We start from the raw sequence: 18,136 nt of genomic DNA, 5'->3' as shown, positions 1-18,136 counted from the left end.
TAAGGAGAGAGCTGCCATGGAAAATTCGTACCGTCTGCGCGAGTTGTCCGAGCGGATCGGCGCGACTGTTTGCGGAAATGGCGAACGGATCGTCGAGGGCCTTTCCGAGTTGAACGACTGCGCTCCTGAACGCTTGAGTTTTATAGAGTCGCAGAAGCTCGCCCGCGCCCTTCCGGAAAACGTCGCCGTCGTCGCGGATGAAAAGAATTTTCCCGACGGACGCGACGGCTTGAAGGTAAAGTCATTCCGCGCGGCAATGGCGGCGCTTCTGGCGATCTTCGAACCGCGCTATGCGCCGCCTGTCGGGATCTCTGGCAGCGCATTCGTCGATCCTGAGGCGATCGTGGCGCCTTCCGCATACGTCGGGCCGAACTGTACGGTCTGCGCCGGCGCGCGTATCGGCAGCGGCGTCAGGCTGATCGCCAACGTATACGTCGGCCCGGACGTGGAGATCGGCGACGACAGCGTGCTCGAACCGATGGCCGTTCTTCAGCGCCGCACGAAAGTCGGCGCGAGGTGCCTTATCCACAGCTGCGCGGTCTTGGGAGCCGACGGCTTCGGCATCATCCCCGGCGGTCCTGACGGCGAGAACGTAAAAGTTCCGCAGATCGGCCGGGTCGTCGTCGGCGACGACGTGGAGATCGGCGCCGGGACCTGCATCGATCGGGCGACGATCGCGGCTACCGTTGTGCAGAACGGCACGAAAATGGACAATCAAGTGCAGATCGGCCACAACTGCCACGTCGGGAAAAACTGCATCATCGCCAGTCAATCGGGCGTCGCCGGCAGCACGACCATCGAAGACGGCGTCGTCATGGGAGCGCGCAGCGGTTTGAACGGCCATATTAAAGTCGCTCGCGGCACTCAGATCGCCGGAATGGGGATCGTTATGAAGAGCACCAAGCCGGGGCAGATCCTCTCGGGGCATCCCGCCACCGATCACATGGAAGACTTTCGTTTCAAGGCTTCGCTGCGCCGCGTTCCCGATCTGCTGAAGCGTTTGAAAAAATTGGAAGAGGTTGCTGCTCATGAGCCGCCGCACGCTGAAAAAAGAGATTGACTTCAGCGGCGTCGGGCTTCATTCGGGCAAGCCGGTCTCGATGAAGCTGCTGCCGGCCGACAGCGGCGAGGGATATGTGTTCCTTTTCGGCGGCAAGCGTTTCCCGATCCAATCCGCAAAGTACTCCGGCGACGGGCGCGGAACCGTTCTCGCGTTCGATTCCCATCGGGTGATGACGGTAGAGCACCTGCTCGGCGCGCTGCGCGGCCTCGGCGTTGACGACGTTATCCTTTGCCCCGAGGGGATCGAAACGCCGCTGCTTGACGGCAGCGCCGCTCCGTTCTGCGAGGAAATCCTGAAAGCGGGGCTTGAAGAGCTTCCCGGGGAGCCGTCGTACCTGCGCGTTTCTTCCCCGGTGTGCGTGACTTCCGAGGACGAGAAGAAAATATGCGCCGTCCTGCCGTCCGATCGGCTCAGCTTCACTTATGTGATCGAATACGGCGACAACGCCATCGGCACTCAGGCCGCGACCGTCGTGCCGACAAAAGACAACTTTGTCGCGGAACTCGGACAGTGCCGGACGTTTTGTCTGTACGAAGAAGTGGCGCACATGCGTTCTCTGGGCTTGGGGCTGGGCGGAACGGTGGAAACGGCCCTGATCGTCGATGGTCAAAGAGTTCTGACGCCCGGCGGTTTGAGACGCCCGGATGAATTTGTCAGACATAAAATTTTGGATATGATGGGCGATCTGACGCTGATAGGCAAGCCGGTTATCGGCCATTTTGTCGGGATACGGGCCGGGCATGCCATGCATCAGAAACTGGTCGATCGTATCGCGCGCGAGTTTGTCTCGGCTTAAAAAATCCGCATCATAAAGTTTTGCCTGTTCACGGCGACGCGTCGGGGAATCATGTGCGCAGCATGGTACAGGTGAGTGACTGTAAGGAGATGGCGTTATGCTTGATATTAAAGAAATCATGTCGTGTGTGCCTCATCGGTATCCCTTTCTTCTCGTCGACCGCATTCAGGAGTTGGTGCCCGGAAAGAGCGTCGTGGCCATTAAAAATGTCACGATCAACGAACCGTTTTTTCAGGGACATTTTCCCGGCGAGCCCGTGATGCCCGGCGTCCTGATCCTGGAAGCGATGGCTCAGGCCGGGGCCATGATGGTGCTGAATATTCCCGAACTGCGCGGCACGATCGCTTTCCTGACCACGGTCAACAGAGCGAAGTTCCGGCGTCCGGTCGTGCCGGGAGATCAGCTTGTGATCTATACCGAGATGGGACGCATCTTCGGCAAGATGGGCAAGGTCAAAGCCCGCGCGGAAGTTGAGGGAAAAACGGTCGCTGAGGCCGAATTGGGGTTTATGCTGACCAAGAAACCTGAAGGGGAAAAATAAAATGGGGATTCAAATACATCCGACTGCGATTGTCTCGCCTCACGCCAAACTGGCTGACGGCGTCGTGATTGGCCCCTTTTCCATTGTGGACGAGAATGTCGTCGTGGGGCGCAATACGGTTCTGCGTCCGTTTGTCCACCTCTGCCCCTACACTAAAATCGGCGAGGACGCCGTGATCTTCGAGGACGCCGTGATCGGCCCCGAACCGCAGGACCATGCGTTCAAAGGTGAAACCAGCTGGGTTTCCGTGGGCAACCGGTCGGTCATCAGGGAAAACGTGACGATCCATCGCGCTTCCGGCGAGGGGAACGTGACCTCGGTCGGCGATGACTGCCTGATCATGGAAGGCGTGCATTTGGGGCATAACGTGCAGATTTCCGATTCCGTGACGATTTCGAGCAAATCCGGGCTCGCCGGTTACGTAAAAATCGGGCAGGGAACGGTGATCGGCGGCATGTCCGGCTTCCATCAATTCGTCCGTGTGGGCTCGTTCTGCATGATCGGCGGCGCCTCGCGCGTGGCGCAGGACGTGGCGCCGTTCCTGCTGGTCAACGGCTCCGAATTGTGCCGTGTATACAGCCTGAACGTTATCGGCCTGCGTCGCAATAACTTTTCGTCCGAGCGCCGTCTGGAAATAAAGCGCGCCTACAGAAAAATTTATCATTCGGGGTTGCCCATGCGCGAAGCTCTTGCCGAACTCGAAAAGCAGGACGCAAAATCCGCCGATGTGGAAGAGATCATCCGTTTCTTCAGGGAAGGCGACAAGAAAAGGGGCTTCTGCCCCTGGCCTGCAGGCAGCGCGGGCAGATCCGGGGAATGATGTTTCGACTTCTGGCCATGGATGTCGACGGCACGCTGACGGACGGCAGCGTTTTCATCGACGCGGCGGGGAACGAATTCAAGCGCTTCGACATCCAGGATGGAATGGGCATGGCGCTGTTTCGCAAAGCGGGCGGCAAAGTTGCCTGGATCAGCGGACGTTTTTCCGCCGTGACGGAGCTGAGAGCTCGGGAACTGCACGTCGATTTTCTGGCCAACGGCGTCGCAGAGAAGCTGTCCGTCCTTCGGAAAATCGCTGCCGAAGCAGGCGTGACCGCCGGCGAAGTGATTTTTATCGGCGACGACGTCAACGACCGCGAATGCGTCCGCTGGGCTGGGCTGGGAGTCGCCGTGGCGAACGCCGTCCCCGCACTGAAAGCGTCCGCCTCGCATGTGACGCAGCGCAGCGGCGGCAGCGGCGCCATACGCGAAGTCGTCGATATGGTCCTTGCGTCTGAAGCGGGGGAGGGCTAGCCTATGAAGCCTTTTCGCACGTTGGATCGTTTTATTATGAAAGAGCTCATGGGGCCATTTCTCTTCGGAGTGATGGCCTTTACGTTGATCATGGTCGCCGGCGGGTTATTGTTCAAACTGGCCGACCTCATCATCGAACAAGGCGTTTCTCTGGGCGTCGCCGGCCGCCTTTTTATCTACGAGCTTCCTTCCGTCGTCGTTCTGACGCTGCCGATGTCCTGCCTTTTGGCTGCGCTCCTAGGCTTCAGCAAAATGTCCGCCAACAGCGAGATCGTCGCCTTGAAAGCGGCCGGGATCTCGTTTTCGCGCATCAGCCGTCCCGTCCTGGTCGCCGCTCTTGGCATCTCGATACTCTCTCTTGCCTTGAACGAAACGGTCGTGCCGCTCGGCAAGATCGCCGCGCAGAACGTGATGCGCTACGAAGTCGCCCGCGAAAAGCCCGCGCTCCTGAAGGAGCAGGTGTTTTTGCGGAGCAGCGATCCTTCGGCCGAGGGGCTGAGAAGGATCGTTTACATCAACAAGCTTTATGCCCGTTCGGGCACGATGGACGACGTGGTCGTTCAAGAGTTCAAGGGCGCCGATCTGGTCCGGCTGACGACGGCCCGGAAGGGCACGTGGATCGACGGCGTGTGGTATCTCGACGACGGCGACGTGTTCGAAGTGAAAGGCAGAAACACCGTCGAGCTGACGCTGCATTTCAAACGCCAGGCGCTTCCGATTCGCCTGACCCCGCAGCAGATCTCGCGTTCTACCGCCAAACCCGACGACATGAGCTGCCTGGAGCTGATCAAATATATCGAAATCCTCAAAGCTCAGGGAAAAAGTCTGGAGCCGCTGTGGGTCGCGTTCCATCTGCGTCTGGCGGTGCCCTGGGCATGCGTGATCCTGGCGCTGATCGGCGCGACGCTCGGCGTGCGTCCGATGAGAAAGGGCGGCGCCAGCGTCGGTTTCGGGCAAAGCATTTTGATTGTCTTCGTCTATTATGTCGTCATGTCGATGGGGCGTTCCCTGGGACAGGCAGGACACATTCCTCCCATCCTCGGCGCGTGGCTGCCCAATATCCTGTTCTTTGCCGGGGCGCTTCTTCTTGCCCGGAGGGCCGACCGATGAACGTCGAACATCTGGCTCTTGTCGCGGGAGAAGGCGCGCTGCCTCTGGAGATCCTGAAAGCGATGATCCAAAAGAAGGCGCCGCTGCCGAAAGTGTACCTGCTGGCGGAGGACGACGCCCCCTATTTGAACGAAGGCATCGCCGTGCAAAAAATCACCAATCCCATGGCGATCGCGATGATCCTCGCCAAAATGCGCCTGATGGGGATCCGTCGCTTGATGATGGCCGGCGGCGTGCCCAAAAAGAACATCTACTCTACGGAGAAGCTCGACCGGGGAGCCAAGTCCATCCTCTCCGCCGTACAGGACCGCAACGATCACAGCTTGCTGGCCGGGGTCGTGAAGTATATCGAAAAATTCGGCATTCAGGTCGTGAGCTACGAGGAAGTCATCCCAGAACTTCTGGCGTCCGAGGGACATATCGCCGGGCCTCTCGCCGACGCGGAACAGCTGCAGGACTGCGAGTATGGGCTGAACATCCTGCGCGTCCTGCTGCCGCTTTCGTTCGGCCAGTCCCTTGTCGTTTCGAATCGCGCCGTTGTCGCCGTGGAAGCGATGGAAGGCACGGACGAGACCATCCGGCGCGCGGCGTCGTTAAGCGCTCATGGGATCCTGCTGAAGGGAATGCGCGCCGATCAGGACCGCCGTTACGATCTGCCGGTCGTCGGCGTGCAGACGCTGCGAAACATGGCCGATTCCGGTCTGACGGGGCTTTTTGTCGAGGCGCACAGCGTTCTTTTGTTGGAAAGAGATGCCTTCCTGCAGGAAGCGGAACGTTTGGGGATCAGCGTAACGGGAGTTGCTACATGTCGATTTTTATAAGCACCGGAGAGCTTTCCGGCGATATCTATGCGGCCAAATTGAGCGCGGCGCTCCATAAAATCCTTCCCCACGAACAGCTCTGGGGAATGGGCGGCGCTCTTGCGGAAGGGATCTGCAAGGAATGGGACAACGCGCTCCTGCACATCATCGGTCTGGGACGGATCATCAAGTCGCTGCCGTCGTTGTTTCGTTTGAGAAAAGATCTGGCGGAGGCCGTCGTGAAACGAGCGCCGCGGGCCGTCATCGTCGTCGACAGTCCGGATTTCCACATCCCGCTGCTCAGCAAGATTCGCTCCCTCGGCTATAAAGGCCCCGTCGTCTATGTGTGCCCGCCGACGATCTGGGCCTGGCGCAGCGGCCGGGCGAAATATCTGAAACGCTACTGCGATCTCTGCCTGCCGCTGTTTCATTTTGAAGAAACGGCCCTGCAAGCGTGGGATGTGCGGAGCTATTGGTGCGGGAATCCGCTGATCGACGATCTCGACAATTTCGTCCCGGTCGGAGCTTCTTTGCCGGACGATGCGAGGCGCGTCGCCCTGCTGCCGGGAAGCCGGCGTTCCGAAATAAAAGCGCTGCTTCCCGTCCTTCAGGAAACGGCGCTGAGATTGAAAGGGATGGGACTTCATCCCGTGTTCTCCATCGCTCCGGGACTCGACGAGGCCAGCAAGGCAATGGTCAGGGACAACGAGGCCGGCGTCGAAGCGACGGAGATCAGCGGGCGCAATCTGATGCACGCCTCGAAATTCGTCATCGGCGCCAGCGGCACGACGGCCGTCGAGGCGATGTTGCTGAATCGTTACATGATCGTGCTTTACAAGGGGACCGCGCTGGAATGGCGGATTTATAAAATGCTGACGCATACGCCCTTCGTTTCCATCCCCAACGTGCTGGCGGGAAAGACAATGTTTCCCGAACTTCTGCAGGACGACGCGCGCGCCGACAGGATCCTGCACTATGTCGATCTGTACCTTCACGACAAGGATTATTGTGACGGCGTTCATAAACAGGTTGTGTCGAACAGGCGCCTGATGGGGGAGCCGGGAGCAATTCAACGCTGGGCAGAAGCCATTTCCGAGCTGGTGAATTCATGAAAGTCGCTTTTTTGGCCAACGGGCCGGGAGAAGTCTGGGGCTGGTGCCGGCCGCTCATCAAAGAAGCCGCCGGCAGAAATTGGACGGTGGACGTGCACCTTCTGCCCTGTCCCTTCGCTTCGGGGCGGGAAATCAACGCGCTCTCGCGGCTTCCCGCGACGATATCGAGGCACCGGACGACCGTCGGCGCCCTGCGATGTTTTTTTTCGGCTGCAAAATACGACGCCGTTTTGCAGCTGGGGGGCGACTTGTTTTTCGGCCGCTTTCTGGCGTGGAGGCAGCGCGTCCCGCTGGCCTGCTATTCTTACGGCTATAAAAAGGGCATGAAGCGCTGCGAAAAGGTGCTGACGTCCCGCCCCGGCCTGTTCAGTTCCGAGAGATTGGAGATCGTCGGGGACCTGGTGCTGGACAGCCTCGAGCAGGGAACTCCGGAAGGCTGGCGCGCGCCTCGGGGCAGGCGGCTGGCGATTTTTCCCGGCAGCCGGCCGAACATCCGGCGCAAAGCCTTTTTTTTCCTGAAAGAGATCCGTTCGCATTTGATGAAGATCGATCCCGAGATCGAATTGAGGGTCCTCCTGTCGCCATTTTCGAAAGAGAGCGAAGCCCGGCCGTGGAACGAGAACGGCTTTTCGGTCTGGACGGGGACGACCCCCGCGGGGATCCAAGGCGCGGATCTCGCCCTGACGCAGCCCGGGACGAACACCCTGGAACTGATGTACTGCGGACAGCCGTTCGTGGTTGCCGTCCCTTTTTCTTTCCTGCGGCAGATGCCGATCGCCGGGCTGGTCGGCATGCTCGACCGCATTCCCTGGGTCGGCAGCGCGCTGAGGGAGCGGATCATTCGAAAAGCGATCCCCCGTCATATCGGGAAGATGTCGTGGCCCAACCGGCTCGTGAAAGGGAGTTTTGTCCCCGAGTTCATCGGCGAATACAGCGCTTCGCAGCTTGCCGACGAGGTCGCCAGGATTTTGCGGGATCCGGAATCGCTCGAAACGCAGAGGAAACGTCTGCACGAGCTTGCCGCCGTGGTCGCGCCCGGCGCTCCGGCGAAGATTTGCAACATTCTCGAAAGGATGGCAGCCGATCATGAAAGAGAAAGGAAGTAAGCCTCTCTATCGTCGACTGGCGGCACTCCTTTTGCCTTACAGGGCAAAATTGGGATGCGCTTTCGTCTGTATGGTCGGCGCCGGGCTCTGCGCGGCGATCCCCGCCTGGCTGATGAAGAACGTCGTCGACGGCGTGCTGATCCGCAAGGATTACGCGATGCTGAACGTGCTGGTCGTCTCGCTCGTCATGCTCTTTGTTTTCAAGGCGGCGTTTACTTACGGCCAAAAGTATCTGATGGGCTGGGTCGGGCAAAAAGTCGTCATGGACATGCGGGTCGCCGCTTACGCTCATCTGCAGACGCTGTCGCTGAAATTCATCAACAGCAAACGCGTGGGCGAACTGCTGTCGCGAGTCACCAACGACGCCAACATGCTGCAGATGACCGTCACGAACGTCGCCGTGGATCTTGTCATTCAGGGCGTCTCGTGTGCGGCGATGCTTTCCTACTGCCTCTATCTGAACTGGAAGCTGATGCTCTACACGCTCTTGATCCTGCCGGTGGTCGTCCTCGTGCTGAAGAGCGCTTCGGAGATCCTCCGCAGGGTTGGGCGCCATATGCAGCAGTGTGTCGCCGATCTCTCCGCGGTAGCCGAGGAAGCGCTTTCGGCGATTCGCATCGTGCGGGCTTTCGCGACGGAGGAGCTGGAACTTGCCCGTTTCAAGGAAAGCAATCGGCAGAATTTTGACGCCATCATCCAAGGCGTCAAGGTCAACGCTGTTCTGAACGGCGCCGTCGAGGTCCTTCTCATTGCGGCGCTCGCTCTGATCCTCTGGCTGGGAGGCCGGCAGGTGCTGAGCGACGTCATGTCGCCCGGGGAACTGATCGCTTTTCTCGGTTCGTTGGGCTTTCTGGCTTCGCCGATCAATAATTTTACGCGCGCCGTCAGCCAGCTCCAGTTCGGTTTCGCGGCGGCGGAGCGGATCTTCGGCCTTCTCGACAACGACGACCGGGTCGTGACGCCGCCCGGCGCGGTCGTTTTGAAGCGCCTGCAAGGCGAAGTGCGCTTTGAAAACGTGTGGTTCAGCTACGAGCCGGAACAGTGGATCTTGAAAGAGCTGAATCTGACGGTCCGCCCCGGCGAGAAGATCGCCGTCGTCGGGTCGACGGGCGCCGGCAAGTCGACGCTCGTCGATCTGGTGCAGCGCTTTTACGATCCTCAAAAGGGAACGGTTTTCATCGACGGGCACGACGTCAGGACCGTCGATCTCAAAAGCCTGCGCACTCAGATCGGCGTGGTGCCGCAGGATCCGGTTCTGATGAAAGGCTCCATCGCCTTCAACATCGCCTATGGATATGATGCGAAAAAAGGCGAGATCGAAGAAGCGGCCGCTATCGCCGGCATCTCCGGATTCATCGGTTCCCTTCCCGACAAATACGACACGGAAGTCGGCATTCGCGGCGTCACCGTCAGCGGCGGCCAGCGGCAGAGGATCGCCATCGCGCGGGCGATCGTCCGCAATCCCCGCATCATCATCCTCGACGAGGCCACCTCGTCGCTCGACGCCGCCGTGGAGCGACAGATCCAGGAGGCGATGGACCGCGCCATGGAAGGGCGCACGTCGTTCATCATCGCTCATCGGCTTTCGACGATCATCAACGCGGACCGCATCCTTTACCTCGAGAACGGGCATATCATCGAAGAGGGGACTCACGAGGAGCTCCTTCGGAAAAACGGGGCCTATCAAAAACTCTTTTCGCTCCAGTACGGGGCCGGGCATCCATGAACTTTCTCACGAAGTCCTATCTTGCCTATTCCCACGGAGAAAAGACCGTATCGCCGTGGATGATTCTGAAACCGCTGGGATGGCTGGGCTCAGTCATCGTCGGAACCCGGCGGGCGTTTTACGATCACGGCGTTTACGCTTCGGAAGAACCGCCGCTGCCCGTCATCAGCGTCGGAAATCTTACCACCGGGGGAACGAACAAAACGCCTTTCGTCGAATTCATTGCCGAACAGTTGTCCCGCTGGGGTCTGAAGCCGGGGATCGTCAGCCGAGGCTACGGCGGCACAACGTCCGAGCCGGTCGTCGTTTTGAACGGCCGCGGCGACAGAAGCGTCGTCGGGGACGAGCCGCTTCTGCTCTCGTCACGGCTGACGGACGTCCCGGTAGCGGTTTCGAGCGACCGCATGGCGGACATGGCGGCGCTTTTGGACCACGACGTCGATATCGCCGTCGCCGACGATGCGTTTCAGCATCGCAGGATGGTCCGCGACGTCGACATCGTTCTCGTCGACGCCACCTGTCCGTTCGGCAATGGGACGTCCCTGCCCAACGGCATTTTGCGCGAGCTCCCCGGTTCTTTGTCGCGGGCTCATGCCGTCGTCATTTCCAAGTCGGATCAGACATCGTCGGAGGCTTTGCGACGCCTGAAAGAGCGCATCTCCCATTGGGTCCCGCAAGAGCGCATATTTTATTCGCGGCTGGCTGATCCCCTCTGGGAGCGATGGGATGGAGAGCGGTTCGTTCCCGTCGGGAAGAGCATGACGGCCTTTTCTCTGATAGTTTTTTCCGCGATCGGCAATCCGCACAGTTTTCGAAACACGGTCCTCAAAAGCGGCGCGGCCATTCTCCATGAATTCGAATTCAAGGATCATCACCACTATGATGCGAATGATTTGCAGAAGATCGAAGATGCGGCCCGGAAATCGGGCGGCAAGGCCATATGCTGCACGGAAAAAGACATATTCAATCTGCCGCGCGGATACGTTCCCCGCGTTCCGCTCTACGTGCCGAGAATAAGCGCGCTCGTCGAAGAGCCCGGCAGATTCTGGAACGTCGTCGTTCAGGCGCTTCGTCCTCAGATTGTCGTCGCGTCGAACGGGTACGGCGAAGACGCTATCGGGGCCAGGCTCGCGCGCAAAGCCGCACAGAGATTTCCGCAGGCGGAGGTCTGCGCTTTTCCGCTTGTGGGATCGGGGATCCCTTACAAGAAGATCGGCGTCAGAATCCTGCCGCCCCTTTCGAAATCGCCGACCGGCGGGATCATAAAATATCACCTGCGTGATCTTTATCAAGAGATCAAGGCCGGGCTTTTTCGGCAGATTTCCCGTCAGCTGTCTGCGTGGAATCAGCTGCGCAGCAGCTGCCGTACGGTTCTTTGCGTTGGCGATGCGTATCTCCTCTGTCATACTTTATGGGGGCAGGGGAAAAAGGCTCTCATGGTGGCGACGGCGAAAACGAAATTTATCAGCGGCCATTGGAAGCTGGAAAGTTTTCTGTACCGAAAAGGCTGCAGGAAGGTCTGGACCCGCGACGAAGAAACGGCGGTCGAATTGCGCCAAAACGGCGTCGCCGCCGTCTTCGAAGGAAATCCAATCATGGACCTTTCTTGTGATAATACTAAAGGGACCGTTCCGTGGGGCGAGGGGCGCCGCCTTCTCGTGCTGCCCGGCAGCCGGGAGCGGGCGTACAAGGATCTGGGGCTGTTGCTGCGCGCGCTCGGCAAAATTTCCGAACGCTGCGCGATTGCGGCCGTGATGGTCCCCGCTCCCAGCATCGACATCGACACACTGGTGAAAACGGCGGTCGGCTGGGAGTTCGACGGCTTTCATCTTTGCCGCGGCAAGCTGGACATCGTTATTTACCGGGGCGAGGTCGCGGAGGCGGCGCGGGGGGCCGAGCTTCTGCTGGGGCTGGCCGGAACGGCCAATCAGGTCTGTGCCGGTTTGGGAGTCCCCGTTCTGTCGGTCATTGAAAAGGGGAAGTTGGTACAGAAAAAACTCCTCGGAGACTCCGAACTTTTGGTGGAAGCCGATGCGGACGTCCTCGCGGAGGCGGCGCTCGATCTTTTGGCCGACGCCGAGCGACTGGCTCATATGAGTTCGGAAGGGCGCCTGCGCTTAGGCCAATCGGGAGCGCTTGACGCCGTTTTGAATTATGCTTCGGAGCAGTTGGGCTGGAAGAAAAGAGCCTTTGTTTACGACGAATTGAGCAAGCGGATGAAATTCGATCGATGACAGCGCTTGCTTCAAGGGAGGGAAGGGCGATTGAAGAAGATAGAAATTGGAGATTTTGCGGTCGGAGGCGACCGGCTCACCTTGATTGCAGGCCCTTGTGCCCTGGAAAGCCTGGAACTCGGACTGGAAGTCGGCAAAAGAACTCAGGCTTTATGCAAGAAGCTGGGGCTCAATTACATTTTCAAAGCCTCGTACGACAAGGCGAATCGCACTTCGATCTCCAGTCCGCGCGGCCCCGGCATCGAGAAGGGGCTGCAATGGCTGGCGCAGATAAAAACCGAACTGGGCGCGCCCATCCTGACGGACATCCACGAGCCGTGGCAGGCCGCTCCCGTCGCGGAGGTCGCCGACGTACTGCAGATCCCGGCGTTCTTGTGCCGTCAGACCGACCTTCTGGTGGCCGCCGCCAAAACCGGACGGGCGGTCAACGTCAAAAAAGCGCAGTTCCTTTCCGCCTGGGACATGAAGTCCGTGCTGGGCAAGCTGACGGAAGCCGGCAACGATCGGGTCATGCTGTGCGAGCGGGGCACGACGATGGGCTACAACCAGCTGGTCGTCGACATGCGTTCCCTCGTGATCATGCGCTCTTTGGGCGCGCCGGTCGTTTTCGACGCCACTCACAGCGTGCAGATGCCCGGCGGCATGGGAAACAGTTCCGGCGGCGACCGGCGCTTCGCTTTGCCGCTGGCGCGCGCGGCCGTCGGCGTCGGCGTGGACGCGCTGTTCCTCGAGGTCCATCCCGAACCGGAAAAAGCGCTGAGCGACGGGCCGAACATGGTGCCGCTGGCCCTTTTGGAGAAATTCCTCGCACCGGTCTGCGCCATCGACCGCCTTGTCAGAAGCGGCATCGGCCCCGTCGCCCTGGATTGGTGCGAACGATGAATCCGGCGATGACGCTGCCGTCGGACCGACAGCCGGAAAGGCTGTCGGACGAAGAACTCCTCAAGGCGGGCTGCCAGGTGCTGCGGCACGAGGCGGAGGAGCTTGTCCGCGCGGCCGATCGTTTCGGCTTTGAGCTTGTACAGGCCGCCCGCTTGCTGGAAGCCTGCAAGGGGAGGATCGTCGTTTCCGGCATCGGCAAGGCGGGGCATATCGGGCGCAAGATCGCGGCGACTCTTTCGTCGCTGGGCACGCCGTCGTTCTTCCTTCAGGCCAGCGAAGCGGCGCACGGCGATCTCGGCATGGTCCGCCACGAAGACGTGGCGCTGCTGATCAGCAACAGCGGCAAGACGGCGGAAGTCGTCGCCCTGCTGCCGTTTTTCCGCCGCATCGGCGCGCCGGTCATTGCCGTCTCGGGCGACGCTGATTCGCCGCTGGCGCTGGGAGCGGATATTTTTTTGAACTCTTCGATCGAACGCGAGGCGGATCCGCTCAATCTGGCGCCGACCAGCAGCACGACCCTGCAGCTGGCCATCGGCGATGCGCTGGGAGCGATGGTGACGCTGCTGCGCGGCCTGAAAAAAGAGGACTTCGCCCTGTTCCATCCGGCCGGCTCGCTGGGAAAGAAGCTCCTGCTGCGCGTGTGCGACGTGATGAACACGAGCGGCTCCCTGCCGGTCGTCTCGCACGAAACTCTGGTCAAAGACGCCCTGTTCGAGATCACCAGCAAGAATTACGGCGCCACCAGCGTCGTCGACGACGAGGGCTTTCTCGTCGGCATCTTCACCGACGGCGATCTGAGGCGGCTGATCGCCAAAGAGGGGATCCATTGTCTGGACCGCAAAGTCGAAGACGTGATGATCAGCTCGCCGCGGACCATCGCTCCCGAAGCGCTCGCCGCGGAGGCGGTGCACGTCATGGAAAAGCTCGAGATCTCCGTTCTGATCGTCGTCGACAAGGACCGCCGCCCCGTGGGGATGGTGCACATTCACGAGCTGCTGCAAAGCGGCGTCGCCTGATCATGTCGTTTTATGGCTGTGTTTCCGAGCTTTTGTTTTTTGCCGCGCGCCCTTTCCTGAACCGAAAATACGACGAAGGCAACGAACAGAGGTACGGCCGCTATCCCGACGATCTGCCCAAGGGCGCTCTGTGGATCCATGCGGTTTCAGTCGGCGAGGTGCAGTCGGCCTATCCTTTTATCAGGGAGATCAAACGGCAGACTCCGGATATGCCCATTCTCCTTTCGACGATCACGAAGACCGGCCGGACCATGGCGGAGCGGCTGGCGGGCGATCTCGTCCGGCATATTTATTATCCGTGGGATTCGCCGAGCGTTCTCAGAAGAGCGCTGACGGCTCTGCGTCCGGCCGCCTACATCACGATCGAGACGGAGATCTGGCCGGAGATGCTCTTTCAGCTTCGGAAACGACGGATCCCGACTTTTCTCGTCAACGGCCGGCTGTCGGAATCGAGCTTTCGAAAATACCGGCGTCTGCGCTTTTTCTGGAAGCGGGTCATTCGCCGTTATTCTCTGATCATGACTCGTTCCGCGCCGGATCGGGATCGTTTTATCGCCTTGGGCGCGGAACCGGACCGGGTGAAGGTGACCGGAGACTGCAAAGTGGACGCGTTGATCGCCCGCAAAAATGCGGCCGACGGCGCCGGCCTGGGGGAGATTTTTGCCGGCAAAGAACCGCTGATCCTTGCCGGAAGCACCCACGAAGGGGAAGAAGAGATCGTCTTCGACGCCTACGCGGAGCTGCTGAAAATCTATCCCGGCCTGAAACTCGTCGTCGTGCCGCGGCATCCCGAACGCGGCCGCGCGCTGCTGGACGAAGCGTCGGCAAGAAAGCTCGGCAAAGTTGAGCTGATGTCGGAAGCGTACGGCGACTGGAACGTTCTTATCGTCGACCGCATCGGCGTGCTTTTCTCTCTTTACGGATATGCGAGAGCGGCGTTTCTCGGTGGTTCGCTCGTTCCCAAAGGCGGTCAGAACATCATGGAGCCGGCGATCTGGGGCGTCCCGTTCTGTCAGGGACCTGACTACCGCGATTTTTCGGAAGCGACGGAAGCCCTCGAAAAAACGGGACTGTGCACCATTGTGCGCGACGCGCGGGAGATGAGAGATTTTTTCGACGGCGTGCTGTCAAACGGTAATTCCGATTTCGGCCGGGAGCGTCAAGAATTTTTCGCCGCCCTGAGCGGCGCGTCCCGGCGAAGCTGGGATTTGATAAAAGATTTTCGTAGCGGGCATCCGGAAAAATATCTGTAAGCGTCAAGGAAGAAGGGGCATTATGGCATCGATTCACAGAGAACTGCTGAAAACTTTTTTTGAGCGTCAGGACGAGCGCACCCGGGCCGGCATCGAAAAGGCCACGGAAAAGATGGTCGAGGTCAAGAAGAACGGCGGCAAGATCGTCGTCGCCTGCGGCAGCGGTCCCAACATCCACGAAGGCGTGACGACGCTGATCGCGGAACTGATGGACAAGGGCATCATCGACGGCGTCACCACCAGCTCGGCGGTCGTCGGGCATGAAATGGCGGGTTCTCTCGACCGCGTGAAAATGGTCAGTTCCGACGAGCTGGGGTTCGACCCCGAGGACATGCCGCGCGGCAACGTCTTCGAGTTCACCTGCATGAAGCCCGACGAGCTGGCGGCGCTGAAAAAGCAGATCGTCCTGGACGACGCGCTTCTCGCCAAAAAAGACCGGATCGCCGGGCACGAGGTCATCAAAGCGGCCGGCAACATGGCCTATCCGATGGGCTACTGGAACGAACACGTCGCCTCCGAGATCTGCGACATCGCCCGCACGTACGCGCTTCCGTTCGAAGTCGTCGCGGGCTGGGGCTGCGACCGCCGCACGATGCTGGGCGTCGGCGCGGCGAAAGATCTTCCCGTGCTGGTCAGCCTGCCGCAGATGGTCGGCGGCGGCAACATCGGTTCGTGCATCGGCGACAGTATCCCGATCCGCCAGCGCTGCATGCGCGTCGCGCGCATGCTCGAAGACGCGGACGTCATCATCGAGTCGGCCATCGCCCTTTCGCAGGAACTTCACGACGGTCCGTTCGAGAAGTACACGGGACACGGCATCTGGGCCTGGTGGAACGGCATGCACACCTACAACCTGCGCGGCAAGACGCTGATCCGCCTCGACCTCGACGAAAATCTGCGCCGGGCCTGCGATTCCCAGGCGCAGATGCAGGAAGCGATCGCCAAGGGCCTGCCGAAAACGAAGATCTCCGGCATTCCTTTCCGCATGGAAATGTCGGCCTTCGCGCGCCACGAAGGAAGCATCCCGCTGATCGGCGACATCGGCGAAGTCTGGCCGGTCCTGGCTGTCGGCGTCGCCGACGCGCTCGGCATCGAACTCGATTTCATGAGCTACAAGCAGGAGACTGCCGAGGGCAAAGCCATGCGCGAATGGATCGTCGACAACGTAAAACCGTTGGATGTCACCAAGATCAGAGCGAAAGCCCTGACGTTCAAACTGTAAAATGAAAACGATCGGAATCATCCCGGCCCGCTGGGGCTCCAGCCGCCTGCCCGGCAAGCCGCTTGCCGATCTCTGCGGCAAGCCCGTCATCCGGCACGTCTACGAGCAGTGCCTGAAAGCCCGTTCTCTGGCGCGGGTGATCGTCGCGACCGACGACGAAAGGATCCTGAACGCCGTCGCCGCGTTCGGCGGAGAAGCCGTGATGACGGCTCCCGACCATCCCAACGGCACCAGCCGCGTCGCCGAAGTCGCCGCGCGCGTGGAATGCGACTACGTCATCAACATTCAGGGCGACGAGCCGATGCTCGACCCGCGCGTGATCGATCAGCTTGCCGACGTTCTGGTCCATGCCGGCGAGCCGATGGCGACGCTCTCCGTTCCCTTTGCCTCCGCGGCGGAGGCGGCCGACCCGAACAACGTCAAAGTCGTCGTCGATCAAAAAGGGCGAGCTTTGTATTTCAGCCGCAGCGTCATTCCCTTCGCGCGCTGCGGAACGCCCGTCGTCTCCAAACACATCGGCATTTACGGTTACCGCAAAGATTTTCTGCCCGTTTATCTGCGCCTTGCGGAAACGCCGCTCGCCGAAGCGGAGAGCCTCGAGCAGCTCCGCGCCCTGGAACATGGCTACGACATCGCCGTCGCCGTTTCCGCGTATCCCGGCCGCGGCGTGGGAATCAACACGCCTCATGATTTGGAGCTGGCGCGAAAGCTGATGAGCGAAAAAAGCTGAACAAAATCCGCGATAATCGGATATAATAAAAGCCAGTCTGCGTTTATTCAGACTGGCTTTTTTCGTATCGATATCCCCGTTCGAGGAGAAAAAATGAAAACTCTGTACATCGACTGCACAGCGGGCATCTCCGGCAACAGATTGATCGGGGCTCTGCTTGATTTGAAAGGAGAAAATGCCGACGAATTCGATCGGCGGATGTCATGGCTTCGTCGCTATGGCTGCACGTGGACCGTCAGCGCGGGCCCGAACGGCTGGGGCGGCATCGAGGCGAAACCGGTTCCTTCCGGCTGCAAGACCTTTGGATTCGCGGAAATAGAGGCGCTTCTCGACGAGTCGAAGCTTTCGTCGGAGATGAAGCAACGCGCGTTCTCGGCCTTCAACGCTTTAAAAACGGCGGGGTGCGTTTTCCGCAGCGACGAAAGCGGGGCCTTTCTCCTTGACGCCTGCCTCGTGTTCGAAATTGTCGGAGCGCTCGCGCTCCTGGATACGCTTCAGGTCGATGCCGTCTATGCCTCGCCGGTCAACGTCGGCGGCCGTATGGGCGGACCTGGACAGAGCGCCGTGTCCGCGCCGGTTTCGTTTTTTTTGAGGGGAATGACCGTTTTCGCCCGCGAAGGGGAACATGAACGAACGACGTTAAGCGGCGCCCTGCTGCTCAAAGCCCTCTCCGCATCCAGCGAACCTCTTCCGGCAGGCAGATTGCTTGCCGGCGGCTGCGGGAGAGCCGCGCCGCAGGCAAGCTCCGAGGCGCTGCACGTCATGATGCTTGAGCAAAATGACGAAGCGGCTCTCCCGTACTTGACGGGGAAGATCGTCGTGCTGGAAACGAATATCGACGACATGAACCCGCAGGATTATCAGAACCTGGAAGAGCGCCTCTTCGCGCGTGGCGCGCTGGACGTTTTTTTTACGCCCATACTGATGAAAAAACTCCGTCCCGCCGTGAGGTTGACGTGCATTTCCCGCGCCGCCGACAGAGAAAAGCTGGGCGAGATCATTCTGAGATACAGCACGACGATCGGCCTGCGTTGGAGCGAAGTCAACCGCATGACGCTGGAGCGCCGCCTCCGGAAATTCGAAAGTTCGTTCGGCCCGGTGTCGATGAAATTGTCATGCTGGGGCGGCGAAATCGTCCGCGTCACGGCGGAGTACGAGGATTTAAAGCGTATCTCTCAGGAGACGGGCTGTCCTTTGGATCGGCTTCGTCCTCTGGTCGTCAGTGAATTCCGTCAAAAGGAAGATTTATAAA

The 18,136-nt window shown here is 59.9% G+C and carries 17 protein-coding genes; all 17 read left to right on the top strand.

Annotation, left to right across the window (positions count from 1 at the left end):
* Positions 1 to 16: 16 nt before the first annotated feature.
* Positions 17 to 1,060 carry a UDP-3-O-(3-hydroxymyristoyl)glucosamine N-acyltransferase gene (gene lpxD / locus D7D26_RS03545; protein ID WP_120372053.1) on the top strand — a complete coding sequence of 348 codons (1,044 nt, stop codon included), beginning with the start codon at positions 17 to 19 and terminating at the stop codon, positions 1,058 to 1,060.
* A complete protein-coding gene (lpxC, locus tag D7D26_RS03540; RefSeq protein WP_078016576.1) occupies positions 1,029 to 1,859 on the top strand; it encodes a UDP-3-O-acyl-N-acetylglucosamine deacetylase in 831 nt (276 codons plus the stop codon). The genes lpxD and lpxC overlap by 32 nt, the downstream gene beginning before the upstream one ends.
* A 97-nt stretch (positions 1,860 to 1,956) precedes the next feature.
* Complete coding sequence (gene fabZ / locus D7D26_RS03535) at positions 1,957 to 2,400, top strand: 3-hydroxyacyl-ACP dehydratase FabZ (protein WP_120372052.1); 444 nt, start codon at positions 1,957 to 1,959, stop codon at positions 2,398 to 2,400.
* A gap of 1 nt (position 2,401) precedes the next feature.
* Positions 2,402 to 3,220 carry an acyl-ACP--UDP-N-acetylglucosamine O-acyltransferase gene (lpxA, locus tag D7D26_RS03530; protein ID WP_120372051.1) on the top strand — a complete coding sequence of 273 codons (819 nt, stop codon included), beginning with the start codon at positions 2,402 to 2,404 and terminating at the stop codon, positions 3,218 to 3,220.
* Positions 3,217 to 3,693, top strand: coding sequence for a KdsC family phosphatase (locus tag D7D26_RS03525; RefSeq protein ID WP_342447421.1), 477 nt, complete (start codon positions 3,217 to 3,219; stop codon positions 3,691 to 3,693). Before lpxA ends, D7D26_RS03525 begins: the two co-directional genes overlap by 4 nt.
* A 3-nt stretch (positions 3,694 to 3,696) precedes the next feature.
* Entirely contained in the window at positions 3,697 to 4,803 is a 1,107-nt protein-coding gene (lptG, locus tag D7D26_RS03520) for an LPS export ABC transporter permease LptG (protein WP_120372050.1), read from the top strand.
* Positions 4,800 to 5,624 carry an LpxI family protein gene (locus D7D26_RS03515; RefSeq protein WP_078016571.1) on the top strand — a complete coding sequence of 275 codons (825 nt, stop codon included), beginning with the start codon at positions 4,800 to 4,802 and terminating at the stop codon, positions 5,622 to 5,624. Before lptG ends, D7D26_RS03515 begins: the two co-directional genes overlap by 4 nt.
* Positions 5,609 to 6,715 carry a lipid-A-disaccharide synthase gene (locus tag D7D26_RS03510; RefSeq protein WP_120372049.1) on the top strand — a complete coding sequence of 369 codons (1,107 nt, stop codon included), beginning with the start codon at positions 5,609 to 5,611 and terminating at the stop codon, positions 6,713 to 6,715. The genes D7D26_RS03515 and D7D26_RS03510 overlap by 16 nt, the downstream gene beginning before the upstream one ends.
* On the top strand, positions 6,712 to 7,821 hold the full coding sequence (locus D7D26_RS12570; protein WP_120372048.1) for a lipid-A-disaccharide synthase: 1,110 nt from the start codon (positions 6,712 to 6,714) through the stop codon (positions 7,819 to 7,821). Before D7D26_RS03510 ends, D7D26_RS12570 begins: the two co-directional genes overlap by 4 nt.
* The gene (locus D7D26_RS03500) at positions 7,802 to 9,547 is read left to right on the top strand and encodes an ABC transporter ATP-binding protein (protein WP_233543451.1); all 1,746 of its coding nucleotides are present in this window, start codon (positions 7,802 to 7,804) and stop codon (positions 9,545 to 9,547) included. Before D7D26_RS12570 ends, D7D26_RS03500 begins: the two co-directional genes overlap by 20 nt.
* Complete coding sequence (gene lpxK, locus D7D26_RS03495) at positions 9,544 to 11,781, top strand: tetraacyldisaccharide 4'-kinase (protein ID WP_120372046.1); 2,238 nt, start codon at positions 9,544 to 9,546, stop codon at positions 11,779 to 11,781. The genes D7D26_RS03500 and lpxK overlap by 4 nt, the downstream gene beginning before the upstream one ends.
* 30 nt (positions 11,782 to 11,811) lie before the next feature.
* On the top strand, positions 11,812 to 12,663 hold the full coding sequence (gene kdsA, locus D7D26_RS03490) for a 3-deoxy-8-phosphooctulonate synthase (protein WP_078016567.1): 852 nt from the start codon (positions 11,812 to 11,814) through the stop codon (positions 12,661 to 12,663).
* The gene (locus D7D26_RS03485; RefSeq protein ID WP_120372045.1) at positions 12,660 to 13,679 is read left to right on the top strand and encodes a KpsF/GutQ family sugar-phosphate isomerase; all 1,020 of its coding nucleotides are present in this window, start codon (positions 12,660 to 12,662) and stop codon (positions 13,677 to 13,679) included. The genes kdsA and D7D26_RS03485 overlap by 4 nt, the downstream gene beginning before the upstream one ends.
* A 2-nt stretch (positions 13,680 to 13,681) precedes the next feature.
* Complete coding sequence (locus tag D7D26_RS03480) at positions 13,682 to 14,932, top strand: 3-deoxy-D-manno-octulosonic acid transferase (RefSeq protein WP_120372044.1); 1,251 nt, start codon at positions 13,682 to 13,684, stop codon at positions 14,930 to 14,932.
* A gap of 22 nt (positions 14,933 to 14,954) precedes the next feature.
* Positions 14,955 to 16,154 (top strand): hypothetical protein, encoded by a 1,200-nt coding sequence (locus D7D26_RS03475; RefSeq protein ID WP_078016564.1) that lies wholly within the window; start codon positions 14,955 to 14,957, stop codon positions 16,152 to 16,154.
* A gap of 1 nt (position 16,155) precedes the next feature.
* Positions 16,156 to 16,884, top strand: a complete 729-nt coding sequence (gene kdsB, locus D7D26_RS03470) for a 3-deoxy-manno-octulosonate cytidylyltransferase (RefSeq protein WP_120372043.1) — start codon at positions 16,156 to 16,158, stop codon at positions 16,882 to 16,884.
* A gap of 93 nt (positions 16,885 to 16,977) precedes the next feature.
* Positions 16,978 to 18,135: a LarC family nickel insertion protein gene (locus tag D7D26_RS03465; RefSeq protein WP_120372042.1), complete on the top strand. Its 1,158-nt coding sequence runs from the start codon at positions 16,978 to 16,980 to the stop codon at positions 18,133 to 18,135.
* Position 18,136: the final 1 nt, after the last annotated feature.

This window comes from Pyramidobacter sp. CG50-2 (assembly GCF_003612005.1).
GTDB lineage: Bacteria > Synergistota > Synergistia > Synergistales > Dethiosulfovibrionaceae > Pyramidobacter.
This window is presented reverse-complemented; position numbering and strand designations above follow the sequence as displayed.